The sequence below is a fragment of the Streptomyces sp. NPDC088387 genome (genome assembly GCF_044753385.1).
In the GTDB taxonomy this organism is placed as follows: domain Bacteria; phylum Actinomycetota; class Actinomycetes; order Streptomycetales; family Streptomycetaceae; genus Streptomyces.
Genome location: NZ_JBIVNC010000006.1, coordinates 307,565 through 323,565, shown reverse-complemented (window position 1 = coordinate 323,565; position 16,001 = coordinate 307,565). Strand labels below are relative to the sequence as shown.

Annotated in this window: 15 protein-coding genes; 8 read left to right on the top strand and 7 right to left on the bottom strand. The window is 72.3% G+C overall.

The features are described 5' to 3' along the window. Positions 1-49: 49 nt before the first annotated feature. The 4 genes from fahA to ACIQAC_RS18545 form a co-directional block, all read right to left on the bottom strand. The gene (gene fahA / locus ACIQAC_RS18560; protein ID WP_402192293.1) at positions 50-1,246 is read right to left on the bottom strand and encodes a fumarylacetoacetase; all 1,197 of its coding nucleotides are present in this window, start codon (positions 1,244-1,246) and stop codon (positions 50-52) included. Between the two features lie 98 nt (positions 1,247-1,344). Beyond that, a complete protein-coding gene (hppD, locus tag ACIQAC_RS18555) occupies positions 1,345-2,550 on the bottom strand; it encodes a 4-hydroxyphenylpyruvate dioxygenase (protein ID WP_402192290.1) in 1,206 nt (401 codons plus the stop codon). 230 nt (positions 2,551-2,780) lie between these two features. Next, complete coding sequence (locus ACIQAC_RS18550; protein WP_402192677.1) at positions 2,781-3,701, bottom strand: NADP-dependent oxidoreductase; 921 nt, start codon at positions 3,699-3,701, stop codon at positions 2,781-2,783. A 93-nt stretch (positions 3,702-3,794) separates the two neighbouring features. Next, positions 3,795-4,691 carry a helix-turn-helix transcriptional regulator gene (locus tag ACIQAC_RS18545; protein ID WP_402192288.1) on the bottom strand — a complete coding sequence of 299 codons (897 nt, stop codon included), beginning with the start codon at positions 4,689-4,691 and terminating at the stop codon, positions 3,795-3,797. Between the two features lie 250 nt (positions 4,692-4,941). Between ACIQAC_RS18545 and ACIQAC_RS18540 the strand changes: the two genes are divergently transcribed. The 3 genes from ACIQAC_RS18540 to ACIQAC_RS18530 all read left to right on the top strand — a co-directional run bounded on the left by ACIQAC_RS18540 (position 4,942) and on the right by ACIQAC_RS18530 (position 8,749). Further along, positions 4,942-5,865 (top strand): alpha/beta hydrolase, encoded by a 924-nt coding sequence (locus ACIQAC_RS18540; RefSeq protein WP_402192285.1) that lies wholly within the window; start codon positions 4,942-4,944, stop codon positions 5,863-5,865. Positions 5,866-6,043: 178 nt separating this feature from the next. Beyond that, positions 6,044-6,955, top strand: a complete 912-nt coding sequence (locus ACIQAC_RS18535) for a S1 family peptidase (protein WP_402192282.1) — start codon at positions 6,044-6,046, stop codon at positions 6,953-6,955. A 90-nt stretch (positions 6,956-7,045) separates the two neighbouring features. Further along, positions 7,046-8,749, top strand: coding sequence for an ATP-binding cassette domain-containing protein (locus ACIQAC_RS18530; RefSeq protein WP_402192280.1), 1,704 nt, complete (start codon positions 7,046-7,048; stop codon positions 8,747-8,749). A 241-nt stretch (positions 8,750-8,990) separates the two neighbouring features. Here ACIQAC_RS18530 and ACIQAC_RS18525 read toward each other — a convergent pair whose 3' ends face one another. Beyond that, a complete protein-coding gene (locus ACIQAC_RS18525) occupies positions 8,991-10,457 on the bottom strand; it encodes an aminotransferase class V-fold PLP-dependent enzyme (RefSeq protein WP_402192278.1) in 1,467 nt (488 codons plus the stop codon). Positions 10,458-10,589: 132 nt separating this feature from the next. On the opposite strand from ACIQAC_RS18525, the gene ACIQAC_RS18520 reads away from it, so the two are divergent. Then, positions 10,590-10,805 carry a DUF4177 domain-containing protein gene (locus tag ACIQAC_RS18520; RefSeq protein WP_402192276.1) on the top strand — a complete coding sequence of 72 codons (216 nt, stop codon included), beginning with the start codon at positions 10,590-10,592 and terminating at the stop codon, positions 10,803-10,805. A gap of 194 nt (positions 10,806-10,999) precedes the next feature. On the opposite strand, the gene ACIQAC_RS18515 is transcribed toward ACIQAC_RS18520, so the two are convergent. Further along, positions 11,000-12,508: a carotenoid oxygenase family protein gene (locus ACIQAC_RS18515; RefSeq protein WP_402192273.1), complete on the bottom strand. Its 1,509-nt coding sequence runs from the start codon at positions 12,506-12,508 to the stop codon at positions 11,000-11,002. 266 nt (positions 12,509-12,774) lie between these two features. On the opposite strand from ACIQAC_RS18515, the gene ACIQAC_RS18510 reads away from it, so the two are divergent. From ACIQAC_RS18510 to ACIQAC_RS18495, 4 genes are all read left to right on the top strand, one after another. Next, entirely contained in the window at positions 12,775-13,062 is a 288-nt protein-coding gene (locus ACIQAC_RS18510) for a hypothetical protein (protein ID WP_402192270.1), read from the top strand. A gap of 215 nt (positions 13,063-13,277) precedes the next feature. Next, the gene (locus ACIQAC_RS18505; protein WP_402192267.1) at positions 13,278-13,832 is read left to right on the top strand and encodes a hypothetical protein; all 555 of its coding nucleotides are present in this window, start codon (positions 13,278-13,280) and stop codon (positions 13,830-13,832) included. Between the two features lie 47 nt (positions 13,833-13,879). Then, a complete protein-coding gene (locus ACIQAC_RS18500) occupies positions 13,880-14,647 on the top strand; it encodes a hypothetical protein (protein WP_402192265.1) in 768 nt (255 codons plus the stop codon). Positions 14,648-14,871: 224 nt separating this feature from the next. Continuing rightward, positions 14,872-15,087, top strand: coding sequence for a hypothetical protein (locus tag ACIQAC_RS18495; protein ID WP_402192263.1), 216 nt, complete (start codon positions 14,872-14,874; stop codon positions 15,085-15,087). Positions 15,088-15,167: 80 nt separating this feature from the next. Here the strand turns inward: ACIQAC_RS18495 and ACIQAC_RS18490 are convergent, their stop codons facing one another. Beyond that, entirely contained in the window at positions 15,168-15,962 is a 795-nt protein-coding gene (locus tag ACIQAC_RS18490) for a VOC family protein (RefSeq protein ID WP_402192261.1), read from the bottom strand. Positions 15,963-16,001: the final 39 nt, after the last annotated feature.

The following is a 16,001-nucleotide window of genomic DNA, read 5'->3' as shown; positions in this document are numbered from 1 at the left end:
CCCTCCCTGGGGATGGGAGGGGGCGTGTCCGGGTGGTGGGGTGGGCGGGCTATGTGAGGGGGCGGGGCGGGTGGATCCGGCCCCTTACCTCGCCCAGGCCGATTCGGGTTCCCGATGGGCCGGGGGCCGTTCCGGTGATGGTGATCTCGTCGCCGTCCTCCAGGAAGGTCCTGGTCCGCCCGTCGGACAGGGTGAGTGGCTCGGCGCCGGCCCGGGTCAGCTCGATGAGGGAGCCCGCCTCGTGGGCGGCGGGTCCGCTGACGGTGCCCGAGGCGTAGAGGTCGCCGGTCCGGGTCGAGGCCCCGTTGACGGTCATGTGCGCCAGCATCTGGGCGCCGGACCAGTACATCGACGCGAAGGGCGGCGTCGAGATCTCCTGGCCGTTGAGCCGCACGGAGAGGGCGAGGTCCAGCCCCTCCTTGCCGGTGTCCGCGAGATACGGCAGCGGTTCGGGGTCGCGGGTCGGCAGCCCGGTCCACGCGGCGTCCAGCGCCTCCAGGGGCACGACCCACGGGGACACGGACGTGGCGAAGGACTTACCGAGAAACGGCCCGAGCGGGACGTACTCCCAGGCCTGGATGTCCCGCGCGGACCAGTCGTTGACAAGGCAGATCCCGAAGACGTGGTCGCGGAACCCGGCGACGGACACCGGCGTGCCGGCCGGCGAACCCGTGCCGACGACGAAGCCGACCTCGGCCTCGATGTCCAGGCGCTGCGAGGGTCCGAAGTCCGGGGCGGCGGCGTCGGGGCTCTTGCGCTGGCCGTGCGGACGGACGACGGGCGTCCCGGAGAGGACGACGGTCCCGGACCTGCCGTGGTAACCGATGGGCAGGTGCTTCCAGTTGGGGGTGAGCGGATCGCCGCCCGGCCGGAACAGCCGGCCGAGATTGGTCGCGTGGTGCTCGCTGGCGTAGAAGTCGACGTAGTCGCCGACCTCGAACGGCAGGTACAGCCGGACGTCCGTCAGGTGGTGGAGGTGAGGGGTGGCGGTGTCGCGGTGGGCTACGTCGGTGAGCAGCTCCCGGATCCGGGCCCGCGCCGCCGACCACTTCTCACGCCCCTGGGCCATGAACGCGTTGAGCGTGGGCTGTGCGAACGCCGGGTCGTCGAGTACGGCCGCCAGGTCCAGCACCCGGCTGCCGACGCGGACGCCGACACGGGGCCGGCCCTCCGCCGGCGCGAACACCCCGTAGGGCAGGTTGTCGAGGCCGAACAGGTCGTCGGCGGGCAGGTCCAGCCAGGTCATGGTGAGTGACTTCCGCGTTCCGGGGTGGCCAACGGGCCCGGCCCACAGGGGAGTCGGCCGGGCCCGTCACCGCCGTGCGAGCCGTTGGAGGGGTCGGGTCAGAAGTTGCCGCGCTTGGCCTGCTCGCGCTCGATCGCCTCGAACAGCGCCCGGAAGTTGCCCTTGCCGAAGCCGAGGGAGCCGTGGCGCTCGATGAGTTCGAAGAAGACGGTGGGGCGGTCGCCGAGCGGCTTGGTGAAGATCTGGAGCAGGTAGCCGTCCTCGTCGCGGTCGACGAGAATGCCGCGCTTCTGCAACTCCTCGACCGGCACCCGCACTTCGCCGATGCGCGCCCGCAGCACCGGGTCCTCGTAGTACGAGTCGGGGGTGGCGAGGAACTCGATGCCCTCCGCGCGCAGGGCGTCCACGGAGGCGATGATGTCGTTCGTGGCCAGCGCCAGGTGCTGGGCGCCGGGGCCCTGGTAGAACTCCAGGAACTCGTCGATCTGCGACTTCTTCTTGCCGAGCGCCGGCTCGTTGAGGGGGAACTTCACCCGGTGGTTGCCGTTGGCGACGACCTTGCTCATCAGCGCCGAGTACTCGGTCGCGATGTCGTCGCCGATGAACTCGGCCATGTTGGTGAAGTTCATGACCCGGTTGTAGAAGCCGACCCACTCGTCCATCTTGCCGAGTTCGACGTTGCCCACGACGTGGTCGAGCGCCTGGAAGATGCGCCGCGGGGCGCCCGGCCGCTTGACGAACGTCGACTCGCGGACGACGTATCCGGGCAGGTAAGGGCCGTTGTAGCGGGAGCGGTCGACGAGGGTGTGGCGCGTCGAGCCGTAGGCAGCGATCGCGCCCGTACGGACCGTGCCGTGCTCGTCGGTGACGTCGTGCGGCTCCTCCAGGACGGTGGCGCCCTGCTTCCGGGCGTGCGCGATGCACTGGTCGACGTCGGGTACTTCGAGCGCGATGTCGATGACCCCGTCACCGTGGACGCGGTGGGCGTCCGCGAGCGGGCTCTTGGGGTCGACCGCCCCCTTGAAGACGAAGCGGATGGCGCCGCTGCGCAGGACGTACGCGTGGTGGTCGCGGTTCCCGGTCTCCGGGCCGGAGTAGGCGACCAGTTCCATGCCGAACGCCGACTGGTAGAAGTGCGCGGTCTGCGTCGCGTTGCCCACCGTCCAGACCACGGCGTCCCAGCCGGTGACGGGGAAGGGGTCGCCCTGGGCGTCGTACTCCACCAGACCGACCAGCTGCTGGAGCTGGGGAAGATCCAGCTCGGCCAGGCGCTCCTGACTGGTGAGGATCTGATCGATGCTCATGATGTCTCCCCTTCTGTGGCAACGGAGCACGGTCCCGGCGAGGAGGCGAGGAAGCACCGAAGTAAAGGCCGTCCGCACCGGGGTCGCGCTGTGCCCAGGACAGCGGCTGCGCTGCGCCTGTGCAAGAGTGCCGCTGTTCGCTGGGCATCCTGCTCAATCTGCTCAGCCCAGGGGGCGTGGATATGTACATCTTGTATAGCGCGAGAGAGGTGTCGCCGCGGCCCTACGGCTCAGTCCTGTGCCACGCGGATGATCGTCTTGCCCGGCGTGCGCTTCTGCGGGGCGAACGCGGCGGCGGCCTCGGTGAGCGGGCGGACCGGGCCGACGAGCGGCCTGAGCCGTCCGTCCCGCAGCCGCGCGGCGAGTTCGGCGAGCCGGGCGCGGTCGGGTTCGACGACGAAGAACACGGCGCGTCCGTCGACGGGATGGACGGTGACGGGGTGGGCGATGGTGACCACGGTCCCGCCGGGGCGGACCAGCGCGGTGGAACGGTCGAGGATCTCGCCGCCGATCACGTCCAGTACGACGTCGACCTCGCCGACGTCCTCGATCCGCTCGGCCTGGAGGTCGACGAACGTGTCCGCCCCGAGTCCGAGGGCGGTGTCGCGGTCGTCGGCCCGGCCGGTGCCGATCACCCGGGCGCCGGCCTCGCGCGCGAGCTGCACGGCGAGCGAGCCGACACCGCCCGCGGCGCCGTGCACGAGCACGGTCTGGCCGGTGGTGAGCCGGGCGTGGTCGAACAGGGCCTGCCAGGCGGTGAGCCCGGAGATCGGCACCGCTGCGGCCGTGACATGGTCGACGTCGGCCGGGAGCGGCGCGAGATTGCGCGCCTCGACCGCGACGTACTCGGCGAGTGAGCCGTCGCGGGTCCAGTCGGCGAGCCCGAAGACCCGCTGCCCGACACTCAGCCCGGTCGTGCCGTAACCCAGCCCGGCGACCACCCCGGACAGCTCGTGCCCGGGCACACTCGGTGTACGGTCGCGTCCGGCCCGGTCGGTCCATGTGCCGGGCCAGGTGAGCTCGCCCGGGGTGAATCCGGCGGCGTGGACGCGTACGACGACGTCGTTCTCGGCGGCGTGCGGATACGGCAGCTCGGTGAGGGTGAGTCCGCCGACACCGGCGTCGCGGTCCTGGACGGTGATGGCTCGCATGAGGGTCACGCTCCTCACCGTAGAACCGAGGCGGCCCATCCGCCTGGTACACATGGGACCCCTGCCGCTGGGCCACTTCACGCGGTCCGCGGGTCAGCCTCCGCGGCTCGGGTCCGTGTCGCGCACCGGGTGGTCGGTGCCCGCCGCCCACTGGACCAGGAACCGCAGTTTCTCCTCGGCCGGCGTGTCGGGCGACGCGGTGTACGCGACGAGCTGCTGGTCGGGGTGCGTGTCGACCGAGAACTGCTGTACGTCCAGGGTGAGCGCCCCCACCAGCGGATGGCGGTAGGTCTTCGTCAACTCCCGGGGCCCGCGCACCTGACGGCTCGCCCACCACGAGCGGAAGTCGGGGTCCCGCACACTCAGCTCCCCCACCAGCGCGCCGACCGCCCGGTCCGCCGGATCGCGGGCGGCCTCCATCCGCAGCACGGCCACGCACTCGCGCGCGGACCGCGCCCAGTCGGCGTACAGCGCGCGGAACTCGTCGTCCAGGAACGTCAGCCGGATCAGATTGCGCTCGCGCGGCGCCAGCGCGCCGAAGTCCGTCAGCAGCGCCGCCGCGACCGTGTTCCACGCGAGGACGTCCGTCCGGCGGTTCAGCACCAGGGCGGGGACGTCCCGCATGCCGTCGAGCAACTGCCGCAGCCGGGGTGCCACTTCGTCCCGCCCGGACCTGCGTGCCGGGGCCGGCCGGGTCACGTCCGCGACCGTGAAGAGATACGCCCGCTCGTCCGGTGCCAGTTGCAGCGCGTCCGCCAGGGCGTCGAGGACGGGACGCGAGACCCGCCGGGTCCGGCCCTGCTCCAGCCGGACCACGTAGTCGATGCTCACATGCGCGAGCTGGGCCAGTTCCTCCCGGCGCAGCCCCGGCACCCGCCGCGGCCGTCCGTCGTCGGGCAGCCCCAGCCGCCGCGGGTCGAGCCCGGCCCGGCGGGAGCGCAGGAACTCACCCAGCTCGTTGCCACCGGAAACCCTGCCCTCGTGTTCCATGCCTCCAGTGTCCGCAACTCCGCGGCCATGTGCCTGGTACTGGCCTCCATAGGCAGAGGTGTCCCTGGCACCGGGCCCACGTCGGAGCGATCGTCGACATGCGCCCGAAAACTCGGCGCACCAGCCGATACGCCGCCTCCCCAGCCGGAAGCCCGGCACCCCAGCCGAAAGCGCGGCACCCCCGCCGAGAACCCGGCACCCCAGCCGGACACGCGGCACTCCCCTCCCGCCCTTCCCCAGGAGCGTCACCATGCGGACCAACGTCACCTTCACCAGCGCCGGGCTGAAGCTGGCCGGCCATCTGTACACACCCGACGGCACGGCGGCCGGCCCGCGGCCCGCCGTCGTCGTGGGCCACCCCGGCAGCGGTGTGAAGGAACAGACCGCGGGCCTGTACGCCCGGCGCCTGGCCGGGCAGGGCTTCGTCACCCTGGCGTACGACGCCGCGTACCAGGGCGAGAGCGCGGGCGAACCGCGTCGCCTGGAGGATCCCGCGCAGCGCGTCGAGGACATCAAGGCCGCGGTCTCCTACCTCACCACCCGCGACGACGTCGACCCCGGCCGCATCGGGGCGCTGGGCATCTGCGCCTCCGGCGGATACGCCCTGACGGCCACGGCGACGGACCACCGGATCCGGGCCGTCGCCACGGTCAGCGGTGCCGACATCGCCCGCCAGTTCCGCCTGGGCGCCGACGGCACACAGGACCCGGCGGTCCTGGACGGCATGCTGGACGCGGCCGCCGCGGCCCGCACGGCCGAGGCGCGCGGCGAGGGCGTCCAGACCTTCCCGCTCTTCCCCGACACCGTCGAACAGGCCCGCGCCCTGGGCGGACAGCACGCCGTCGACGGCTTCGAGTACTACCGCACCCCCCGCGCCGCACACCACCGGTCCACACAGGCGATGCCCTGGATCAGCGTCGACCGTATGGCCTCGTACGACGCCTTCCGGCTCGTCGATCTCATCGCGCCGCGGCCGTTGCTCATGGTCGTCGGGACGGCGGCCGTCACGTCCTGGATGGCGGTGGAGGCGTTCCAGAAGGCGGCCGGCCCGAAGGAACTGCACTGGATCGAAGGCGCCCGGCACGTGGATCTGTACGACAAGGAGGTCTACGTCGGTCCCGCGGTCGCCCGGCTGACGGAGTTCTTCGGGGCTCGGCTCGGCGGCACCGCGTAGTCCTCGCCAGAGTGCAGCGCGGCCGAAGACCGCCTACCCCGGGCCCGGCGGGGCCCGGCACAATGGGCGCCGACTCCGCGTCCACCGGGTGTCGCCCGAGCGTCCGCTCCACGACCGGCACGCCGGTGGCCATCGTGCGTGCCCCTGCCTGACCGACCTTCTTCTGGGGGACTTGGGTATGAGAGCACGCCGTACCACCAAGGCACGTTCCCGGCTGTTCGCCTCGGTGCTGAGCCTGGGTGTCGTGGCCGGCCTCGCGGTGACCGGCACCACCGCCACCGCTGCCCCGCCCACCGGCACCGCTGCCCCGCGAACGGCCGGGGCCGCCCCGTCCGCCGCCTCGGTGGCCCGCGCGGCCACCGCCGTCGAGGCCCTGGGTATCGCCGGCACGTCCTGGACCGTCGACGACGGCACCGGCAGGCTGCGGGTGACCGCCGACTCCTCCGTCTCGGACGCCGATCTGGCCGCACTGCGGCGGACCGGCGGCGCCGCCCTGACCGTCGACCGCACCGAGGGCCGGCTGCGCACACTCCTGTCGGGCGGCGACGGCATCTACTCGGCCGGCGCCCGCTGTTCGGCCGGGGTCAACGTACAGAGCGGCGCCACGTACTACTTCGTCACCGCCGGCCACTGCACCCGCGGCGCGTCCAACTGGTTCACCTCGTCCGCCATGACCACCCCGATCGGACCCACCACCGGCACCAGCTTCCCCACCAACGACTACGGGGTGGTGCGCTACAGCAACGCGGCGGTGCCGCGCCCCGGCACCATCGGAACCGTCGACGTCACCGGCACCGCGACCGCCTACGTCGGCCAGAGCGTCTGCCGGCGGGGTTCGACCACCGGCGTCCGGTGCGGCCGGGTCACCGCGGTCAACGCCACCGTCAACTACGGCAGTGGCGAGGTCGTCTACGGGCTGATCCAGACCAACATCTGCGCCGAACCCGGCGACAGCGGCGGCCCGCTCTACGCGGGCGACAAGGTCCTCGGCATCCTGTCCGGCGGCAGCGGCAACTGCACCACCGGCGGCACCACCTTCTACCAGCCCATCCAGGAAGTCCTCAGCGCCTACGGTCTGACGGTGTACTGACCGACGGCACCGGACGCACCGAACGGCAACGCCCCGCACCGGACCGTCCCTTCGGGCCCCGGTGCGGGGCTCCCCTGGCATCCTGCAACCATGCCGACGCCTCCTCCGCGCCCCCGCACCCCCGTCGAAGCCCTCCCGTCGGCCAACGGCCTGCGTCTCCAGGCCCGTGACGTCGGCCAGGAGGTCCGCGGGGCCGGCCGGGTGCTGCACGGCATCTCGCTCGACATCGCGCCCGGGCGGCTCACGGTGATCGCCGGGAGCAGCGGCGCGGGCAAGACCGTGCTCCTCCAGACACTCGCGGGGCTGACTACGCCGACCGAGGGCGAGGTCCTGCACGACGGGGCGCGACCCGGGCCCCCGGGGCCGGAGTTCGGGTTCGTGCCGCAGGAGGACATCCTCCACCGCGAGCTGCCGCTGCGCCGGACGCTCGGGTACGCGGCCGGCCTGCGGATGCCACCGGGCACCCCGGCCCGGACCGTCACCGAGACCGTCGACCGTGTGCTCGGCACCCTCGGTCTCTCGGAGCGGGCCGCGACGCCCGTGCGTGCGCTGAGCGGCGGTGAACGCAAACGCGCCGGTATCGCCGTCGAGTTGCTCACCCGCCCCAGGGTGCTCTTCCTCGACGAGCCGACGTCGGGACTCGACCCGGTCACGGGCGCGGAGCTGCTGCGCACGCTGCGATCCCTCGCCGAGGACGGCACCACCGTCGTCATGACGACCCATGTACTCGCCGATCTCCAGCGTTGCGACCAGGTCGTGTTCCTGTCCCCCGGCGGTGAGGTCGCGTACGCGGGTGAACCGGCCGCGCTGTGCGGGGCGTTCGAGGTCGCCACGGTCGAGGACGTCTACGGCGCGGTGGCCGAAGGCAGACGTGTCGAGCGGGCCGCGCCCGACGAACCCGTCCGCGCGGACGCCGTGCCACCGCCACCGAGGGCGCCCGGGATCGGTGCCCTGCGCCAGTGGTCGCTCCTGACCCGCCGCGGCAGCGCGCTGCTCCTCCACAGCCGGCTCTCGGTCGCCGTCCTCGCGGGGTCACCGGTGATGATCGTGGCAATGTTCGCGGTGCTGTTCCGGGCGGGCGCCTTCGATCCCGCCGCACCGGATCCGGCGTCCACGGCGATGATCATGTTCTGGATCGCCTTCGGCGCCTTCTTCTTCGGGCTGACCTACGGACTGCTCCAGATCTGCACCGAGCTGCCGGTGCTGCGCCGCGAATGGCTCGCCGGTCTGCGGATCGGCCCCTACGTCGCCTCCAAACTCACCACCACGCTGCCGGTCCTGGCGGTCGCGGACGCCCTGCTGCTGGCGGTGCTGCGCGTCCTCGACCGGCTGCCCGCGGCCAACTGGTCGACGTACGGCTCCCTGTTCGTGTCGAGTGTGCTGGCCTCGGCGGCCGCGCTGGCGCTGGGTCTGCTCGCGTCGGCGGCGGTGTCGGAACCCGGGCAGGCGACGCTGATGCTTCCGCTGCTCTGCTTTCCCCAGGTGCTGTTCTCGGGGGCGTTTGTGCCGGTCCCCCGGATGGCACGGGCCGGGGAGGCGGTCAGCTGGGCGATGACGAACCGCTGGGCGTTCGAGGCGCTGGGCAGCGGGGTCGGCCTCGCGTCGCTGTGGCGTACGGCCGCCTCGCCACTGGGGCCGCCACTGCTGGAGTCGTACGGGGACTCGTTCGGGCATCCGGCGAGCCGGGGCTGGGTGATCCTCGCGGGCTTCACTCTGCTGTTCCTGGCGTGCACGTGGGTGATCCTGGCCCGCAAGTGCCGGGAGGGTGCGGCGCGGAGCCGCGCGGGGCGCTGAACATCCCGCCGGGGTGACCGGCCCTGGGCGTCCCGCCAGGCGGCCGACGCTGAAGATCCCGCCGGGGTGCCGGCCCTGGGCGTCCCGCCAGACGGCCGACGCTGAGGAATCCACCGGGGCGGCCGGCCCCGAACGTCCCGCCAGGCGGCCGACGCTGAGGATTCCACCGGGGCGGCCGGCGCTGAACAGCCGGACAGGTGAACGGCCCCGAGACTCCCGTCGGTTGACCGGCCCGGAGGGCTCAGCATCCCACCCGGGGTGCCAGCCCCGTCGCGCCCGGCACCCGGTCACGGTAGGTCCGGGCGACGAAGGCCAGGAACGTCTCGATGTCCTTGGGCTGCGACGACACTCCGAGGGAGATCCGGACGGCGCCCGCCGAGGGCAGCCCGAGCAGCTCCAAGTAGTCCTCCAGCGAGGTCAGTCGGGAGCGGGCCGCCGAGCGGAGCCGGTTCAGGGGCAGGGCGAAGGCCGCCTCGCCGGCGCCCGGATTGCAGAAGCAGCCGGTGCGCAGGGAAATCCCGTGTGCCGCGCTGTCCCGTGTGACGACGCGTTCGTCGACGATCCGGCCGTCCGCGTCCAGCACGTTCAGCGCGACGGTGGCGCCGCGGGCGGTGTCGACGCGGTCGGGGCCGTACACCCGTATCAGGGGAGAGCCGTCACTGTGGCGCAACCCCCGCAGTCCGGCGAGGAGCCGGCCGGTGAGCGCGGTGACGTGTGCGTGGACGCGGTCCATGCCGATCCGGTCGATCCAGGCGAGTCCGGCGGTGATGTCCGGTACGGAGAGGAAGTTGACCGTGCCGTCCTCGAAGGCGGCCTCGTCGTCGGCGAGGACGTGCCACTGGGCCTGGGCACTCACCGCGTAGATCGTGCCGCCGGAGAACCAGGGGCGGCGCAGTCTCGCGAGGGCCGGCCGGCGGGCTATGAGGCTGCCGACGCCGGTGGGGTGTCCGAAGACCTTGTACCAGCTGACGACGGTGAAGTCCGGTTGGTACCGGCCCAGGTCCAGGGGGTTGGCCGGGACGAAGGCGGCGGCGTCGAGCAGTACGTCGTAGCCATGCCGCTGTGCGGTCGCGATCCACTCCAGTGAGTGCTGGACGCCGGTGAAGTTGCTCTGCGCCGGGTACGCCAGCAGCCCGCGGGACCGGGCGGGTGGGTGCCGGCGGCGTGGGCCGAAGCGGCGGGGGTGTGCGGCCAGCGCGGTCCGGAGCCGCTCCTCGTCCATGTGCAGGCCGGGTCCGGTCACCGGTATGTAGGCGGTCGTGGCGCCCCGCCTGCGCGCGTACTCCCGCAGGCCGTTGACGGAGTTGTGGTTGTCGAGGGACATCACGAGCCGGTCGCCGCGGGCGAAGGGGTAGGCCTCACCGACCAGACGCAGCGCGCCGGTCGCGTTGGGGGTGAAGATGACGGCGTACTCGGCGGGGTCTGCGTTGAAGTGCCGCAGGACCGCCTGGCGGGCCTCGGTGAGCAGGAGGCCCGAGGCGCGGGAGGCGGGGCTCTCGGAGTGCGGGTTGCCGAACAGTCCGCCCGTGATCCGCTCGGCGCTGCCCGTCACGAGGGAGCGGGGCGGGAGTCCGGCGCCGGTGTGGTCGAGGTAGGTGTGGCCGCCTTCGTCGAGGTAGCCGAACTCGTGGGCCCGCAACTCCGCGAAGGTGTACGGGTCGTCGGGTCCCGCGTCACGTGTGCGGCCGGTGGTGTTGGGCGTTTCCATAAGGGCCCCTCCGCATGAAACTTCGACAAAGGTATCCACGGGCGGAGGGCCCACCCCCTGCGGCGCGGCACCGAACGGTGCTTGAGTTGGCCCCCGGACACATCAACCGACCCGCAGGAGAGCCCCGTCATCATGAGCAGCGTCCAGAGGTTTGAATACAAGGTCGTCACCTTCCGGGAGTCGCTGATCGGCGACGCCCTGGACAGCGGCAAACTGGAGAAGGTCCTGAACAAGCACGCCGAGGACGGCTGGGCCCTCAAGGCGGTCACGTCCGCCGACGTCAAGGGCCGGATAGGCCCCGGCGCGGTGGAGGGCCTGCTGCTGACCCTGGAACGACCGGTCGGCTGACCCACCGGCCGCCACCCGAGAGGCCCCGGACCCGCGACATCGCGGGGCTCGGGGCCGGGTTCGCAGACGGCTGCGGCGGCTAGGGCGTGTTTCGAAAGTCCCGCCTGCCGAGCGACGCCCGGCACGCACTCTCGCCGCACCGGACGCCGCTCGGCCCGCCCTCCGGGCGGACGACGGGACTTTCGAAACACGCCCTAGGCGTCCGCCACCCAGCTTCCGTGGAAGCCCAGCGGCACCCGGCCGGGCAGGTGGATCCGGGCCAGTGGGTGGCCGGTGAAGTCCTCGGCCGAGAGGATCACCAGGTCCGTGGCGCCCCGGTCGGGGTCGTTGACGTAGGACAGGATGTAGCCGTCGTCCTCGTCCTTCGTGCCGCGCCGCGGGACGAACACCGGCTCGCTGACGGCCGCGCCCTCGCGGAAGCGGTGCACCTGCTTGCTGCCGCGCAGCATGTCGTGCTTGACCAGCTGGTTGGTGAACCGGTCGTCCGGGAGCACCCCGTCGACGCTCTCGTAGGCGCGCCACATCTCGGCCGCGCTCGCCGTGTACGCGTAGCGGTGCCTGCGCGAGACCAGTGACTCGTTGATACGGGGGAACTCCTGCGGTCGGTCGTCCAGGCGGCCGGCCCGCACCCGGCCCGCGCGCAGGTCGACGGTGAAGCGGTCGAGTGTCGGGGCGCCGGTCGCGAAGGGCCCGCCGGAGCCGCGCCCGGCGGCGTGGAACGGGGCGGGCATGCCCGTGTACTCGACGACGATCGTGTCGCCCTGGTCGTAGGCGTTGAGGGTGTGCGAGTAGTACACCGGGTCGATCTCGAACCAGCGCGTGGCGCCGCCGGCGCGGGGCAGCACCCCGAGCCGCGTCGGATGCCGGTCGTTCCAGATGTACGGGACGATCGCGCCGGCCTCGGCCGCCGCCGCGTCGAAGGTGATCGGCACGTCCACGATCACCACGTACTTCTCGGTGAGCGCGAAGTCGTGCATCATCGGCGCGTCGGCGACGGGGACACGTGTGGTCCGCGCCACCCGACCGGTCCCGTCGATCATGATGTGCCGGACGTGGTCCCACGTCGGGTAGTAGGCGACCGCGTGCAGTTCGTCCGCCACCGCGTCGTACTTGGTGTGGGCGGTGAGGGCGCCCTCCAGCGTCGACCGGAAGTCGTACGGCCGCAGGGTGTTGAGCTCGCCGTCCAGCTCGTACGGCAGCGGCCCGCTCTCCTGGAGCGCCAGGATGCGTCCCTTGTACGGGATGACGTGGGTGTTGCACGCGAAGTCGTCCGGCGGTGCCTCGCCCGGGTAGGTCTCCCCCAGTTTCCGGGTCACCTGTGTGGAGCGCACCCAGCGGTTGCGGTACCACTCCGCGCGGCCGCCGCGCAGCCGGACGCCGTGCACCATGCCGTCGCCGAGCATCCAGTGGTGTGCCCGGACGTCCTCCAGGCCCAGCACGTTGGGGCCGTTGCGCAGATAGCGGCCGTCGAGGTCGCGGGGCACACGTCCGGTGACCGGCAGGTCGAACGCGGTCAGCTCCTCGGTGACCGGCTCGAAGGCGCCCTCCAGGAACGGGAGCGCCCCGGAACCGCCGGCGGCACCGGGTGCCGTCGCCGCGTGTGCCGCGGTGCTGGGGAAGCCGGGTCCGACGCCCCCGACGACACTGCCGGCCGCCGCGACCGCGGCACCCTGAAGAATCCTGCGGCGCGTGTGACTGGCCATGATGTCTCCCCGTCCGTGTGTGGGGCTCCGGCTCCGTCCGCCGGCCCCTGGCGACAGGAAAGATCCTGCTCCGGCGGCGCTCACGAAGCAGCGGGCCCAGGGCCCGGAACGGGGGTGGTGCCAGCACCACCGGACGCGGGCGACGGCCGCCCCCGCGGCGGTCGTGCGCGCCGGGAGGGCCGGATGGAGGACTGGCGCCGGCCGTCGCGCACCCGGCTCGCGGGTCGGCCCGGGCGCCCCCGACGGCTGTGCTTACGATCCCGCGCGTGGCACACACCTTCGAAGAGCTCGTGGGGATGCAGCGCGCCGCCGACGAGGCGCACACCCGGCTGCGGCAGCTGCGGGACCAGTACGGACCGCCGACCGCGCATCCGTGGTCCGAGCAGCAGACGGGGACGTACGAGACGGCACTGCGTGCCTGGCGCGACCTGGCCCGTGACGTCCAGGCCGCGGTCACCGGGTACGCGCGGGAGCAGGGGGTGGCCCGGTCCGAGGCGGAGTCGGACGTGAAGTCGGCCGTACGGCATCCGACACCCGGTGCGGACGGGGCGTAGGTCGGCACGGCTGCCACTCGGGCCACGCGGCACCCCGGTTGATCCGCGCTCCGGAACCGTGGCGGAAATTCTCGCGCGACAGGCCGGATAGTCCGCGCATCGCCGGGTACTCGGTGGGCTGCGGAGGATTCCGCACGAAATCGAATCACCGGACTGTCCGCGCGAATTCAGAATTGCAGCGGGGAAATCCGACGTCCACGAAGGAGGTCGGTCCCATGTCAACAGGGGCCATTCTGGCGATTGTTCTTCCCATCGTGGCGATTGTCCTGCTGGCTGTCGCCGCCTATATGATCGTGCGCCATCGTCGGCTGCGGGAACGCTTCGGCCCGGAATACGACCGTGCGGTCGAGGGCGCGGGCAGTCGGCGGGCCGCCGAGCGTGAGCTGAGCGCCCGTGAGAAGCGGCATCACTCGCTCGACATCAAGCCGCTCCCCGACGACGTCCGCGACCGGTACGCCCGCGACTGGGACCATGTGCAGGGCGAGTTCGTGGACCGGCCCAAGGAGGCCGTCCATGACGCCGACGCCCTGGTCACGTCGCTGATGCACGAGCGCGGCTACCCGACCGAGAACGTGGCCCAGCAGTTCAAGGACCTCTCGGTGGAGCACGCCGACACGCTGGAGCACTACCGGGCCGCCCACGAGGTCAACCGGATGAGCACCGAGCAGGAGGCCACGACCGAGGAGCTGCGGGGTGCCATGGTGCATTACCGCGTGCTGTTCGACGAGCTGCTCGCCAATGGTGGCCGGACCCGCCACGCGCAGGCCTGACGTCCCATTGCCCGGCAGGGCGGACAAACAAGAGTGGACGGAGAACCATGTCACGCGAAAAGACACACCATCCGACCGAGAGCGGACTGACCACGGAGGATCTCGCCGCGGCCACCGACAAGGACGCGAAGGGCACGGACGCGAGGAGTACGGACGCAAGGAGCACGGATCCGAGGAGCGAATCCGCGCAGCGTCGCGAATCCCCGGAATTCCCTGGTGAAGCGGCCGTGCCGGCCGCTCCGGGATTCGGTCCGGAAGGCGCGGCACCCGTCACACCGGGCACCACGCCGAGCACCGCTCCGGGCAGCACGCCGAGCAGCACATCGGGCACCGCTCCGGGCGCCACGCCCGGCTCCACCCGGGGTGCCACACCCGGCACCCCTCCGGGCGCCGCACCGAACCGCGCCCCGCAGGCCGCGCCTGACATGGCGCCGGGCAAGGACTCCGCGGCGATACCGCGTCCCGGCCACGACGGCCCCGACCGCGATCGCGACCTCCCCGGCCACCACAAGGAGACCGGCCGGGAGAAGACCGCGGACGACGAGGCCACCCAGCTCCTGACGCACGACGAGGAGGAGCCGTTCCGGCTCCGCTGGGAGAAGCTCCAGACCCGCTTCGTCGACGACCCCCGCGAGGCGGTGGACGGGGCCGACGCCCTGATCGCCGACGTGATGCAGTCGCTGGCCGCCACTTTCGCCGAGCACAAGCGGGAGTTGGAGGGTCAGTGGAAGAGCGGCGGTGAGGCGGACACCGAGGAACTGCGGCTCGTACTGCGCAAGTACCGGTCGTTCTTCAACCGCCTGCTGTCCACCTGACACACGTAGTTGGGCGGCGGACGCCGGTGACGCCGGCTTCGGAGACAGGACCCAGGGCGCTCAAGGGTCCCCCACCGGAGCCGGCGTCGCCCTGCGCCCGGCCGCGCCGGAACAGCCTGCGGTGGCATCCCGGCGGTGCCCGACACGGCGGCGGCACGGAATCAGTGCCGAACGGCACACCCGTACCGCATGCGTACGGACGTCACGTGACGCACTCTGGTCCCATGGCCACTGCGCAGCTCATCGTGATCTACCCGCCCGCCGAGGACGGGGGCAGGCGGGTGCGTGCCGGTGATCAGTTCCTCGGGATGGCGTACGGACTCGTGGATGTCGCCGAGTTCCTGCGGCGGATCGGTCTGGAGGGGCTGGAGGACACCGATGTGGCGCGGATGGCCGGGATCGAGTGGCGCGGCGGCGGACCGGACTCCTGGGACCGCTGACCCCTCCAGCAGACCTCTCCGGCCGACCCCTCCGGCTGGCCCTCCCGCCGAGCCGCCGCCGGGGCAGCCCGGTCAGGGCCCTAGGGGCTGGGCTTGAGCACCACGAAGTCCGCGTTCGACGGGTCGAGGCAGACGGCGAGCCTGCCGACCCCCTCCGCGTCGTCCGGGCCCATCTGAAGACTGCCGCCGTGCTCGGTGACCCTCGCGACCGCCGCGTCGGTGTCGGTGACGTCGAAGACCGGGTGCCAGTACGGCCGACCGTCCGCCAGCGCGAGGGCCTCCTTGCCGACCTCCAGGAGCCCGCCGTGCATCCGCTCCTCGGGGAGTCCGGCCGGCGTGATCAGGGAGTACGTGCCACCGCCGCCGGGCATCTCCACGTCGCTGAACCGCCAGCCGAGGACATTGCCGTAGAACTCCTTCGCGGCCGCGGCGTCGCTGGTGTACAGCTCGGTCCAGGTCAGCGAGCCCGGCTGGTCGACCAGCTCGACGCCCGCGGTCGTCCCCGGCTGCCAGACGGCGAACTGGCCGCCCAGCGGATCGCTGTACTGCGCCATGCGGCCCCAGTCGTCGAGGTCCATGGGCGGCACCCGCACCGTGCCGCCCGCGCGCTCCACGGCCCGGGTCGTGGCGTCCGCGTCGGTGACGCTGTAATAGATCATCCAGGCCGGGCGGGCGCCCTCCTCGGTGAGCTTTCCGAGGCCGCCGACGATCTTTCCGTCCTTGCGGAACATCCCGCCGTCGAGGCTCTCGTCCTCTCCCATGAACTCGCAGTCCCAGTCGAGCACCGCGCCGTAGAAGGCCGCGGCGGCCTGGACGTCGGGGGCGCCGAGGTCGAGCCAACAGGGGGAGCCGGGAGCGAAATCTGTGGTGATCACGGCAATACCCTTTCGCAGAGGCTGTGTCACCCCAGCCTG

Excerpts from the sequence above, each read along its gene's own strand:
- ACIQAC_RS18545 (WP_402192288.1), bottom strand. The coding sequence starts at position 4,691 with ATGGAACACGAGGGCAGGGTTTCCGGTGGCAACGAGCTGGGTGAGTTC.
- hppD (WP_402192290.1), bottom strand. The coding sequence starts at position 2,550 with ATGAGCATCGATCAGATCCTCACCAGTCAGGAGCGCCTGGCCGAGCTG.
- ACIQAC_RS18500 (WP_402192265.1), top strand. The coding sequence starts at position 13,880 with ATGTCACGCGAAAAGACACACCATCCGACCGAGAGCGGACTGACCACG.
- ACIQAC_RS18525 (WP_402192278.1), bottom strand. The coding sequence starts at position 10,457 with ATGGAAACGCCCAACACCACCGGCCGCACACGTGACGCGGGACCCGAC.
- fahA (WP_402192293.1), bottom strand. The coding sequence starts at position 1,246 with ATGACCTGGCTGGACCTGCCCGCCGACGACCTGTTCGGCCTCGACAAC.
- ACIQAC_RS18535 (WP_402192282.1), top strand. The coding sequence starts at position 6,044 with ATGAGAGCACGCCGTACCACCAAGGCACGTTCCCGGCTGTTCGCCTCG.
- ACIQAC_RS18530 (WP_402192280.1), top strand. The coding sequence starts at position 7,046 with ATGCCGACGCCTCCTCCGCGCCCCCGCACCCCCGTCGAAGCCCTCCCG.
- ACIQAC_RS18515 (WP_402192273.1), bottom strand. The coding sequence starts at position 12,508 with ATGGCCAGTCACACGCGCCGCAGGATTCTTCAGGGTGCCGCGGTCGCG.
- ACIQAC_RS18505 (WP_402192267.1), top strand. The coding sequence starts at position 13,278 with ATGTCAACAGGGGCCATTCTGGCGATTGTTCTTCCCATCGTGGCGATT.
- ACIQAC_RS18495 (WP_402192263.1), top strand. The coding sequence starts at position 14,872 with ATGGCCACTGCGCAGCTCATCGTGATCTACCCGCCCGCCGAGGACGGG.
- ACIQAC_RS18550 (WP_402192677.1), bottom strand. The coding sequence starts at position 3,701 with ATGCGAGCCATCACCGTCCAGGACCGCGACGCCGGTGTCGGCGGACTC.
- ACIQAC_RS18520 (WP_402192276.1), top strand. The coding sequence starts at position 10,590 with ATGAGCAGCGTCCAGAGGTTTGAATACAAGGTCGTCACCTTCCGGGAG.
- ACIQAC_RS18540 (WP_402192285.1), top strand. The coding sequence starts at position 4,942 with ATGCGGACCAACGTCACCTTCACCAGCGCCGGGCTGAAGCTGGCCGGC.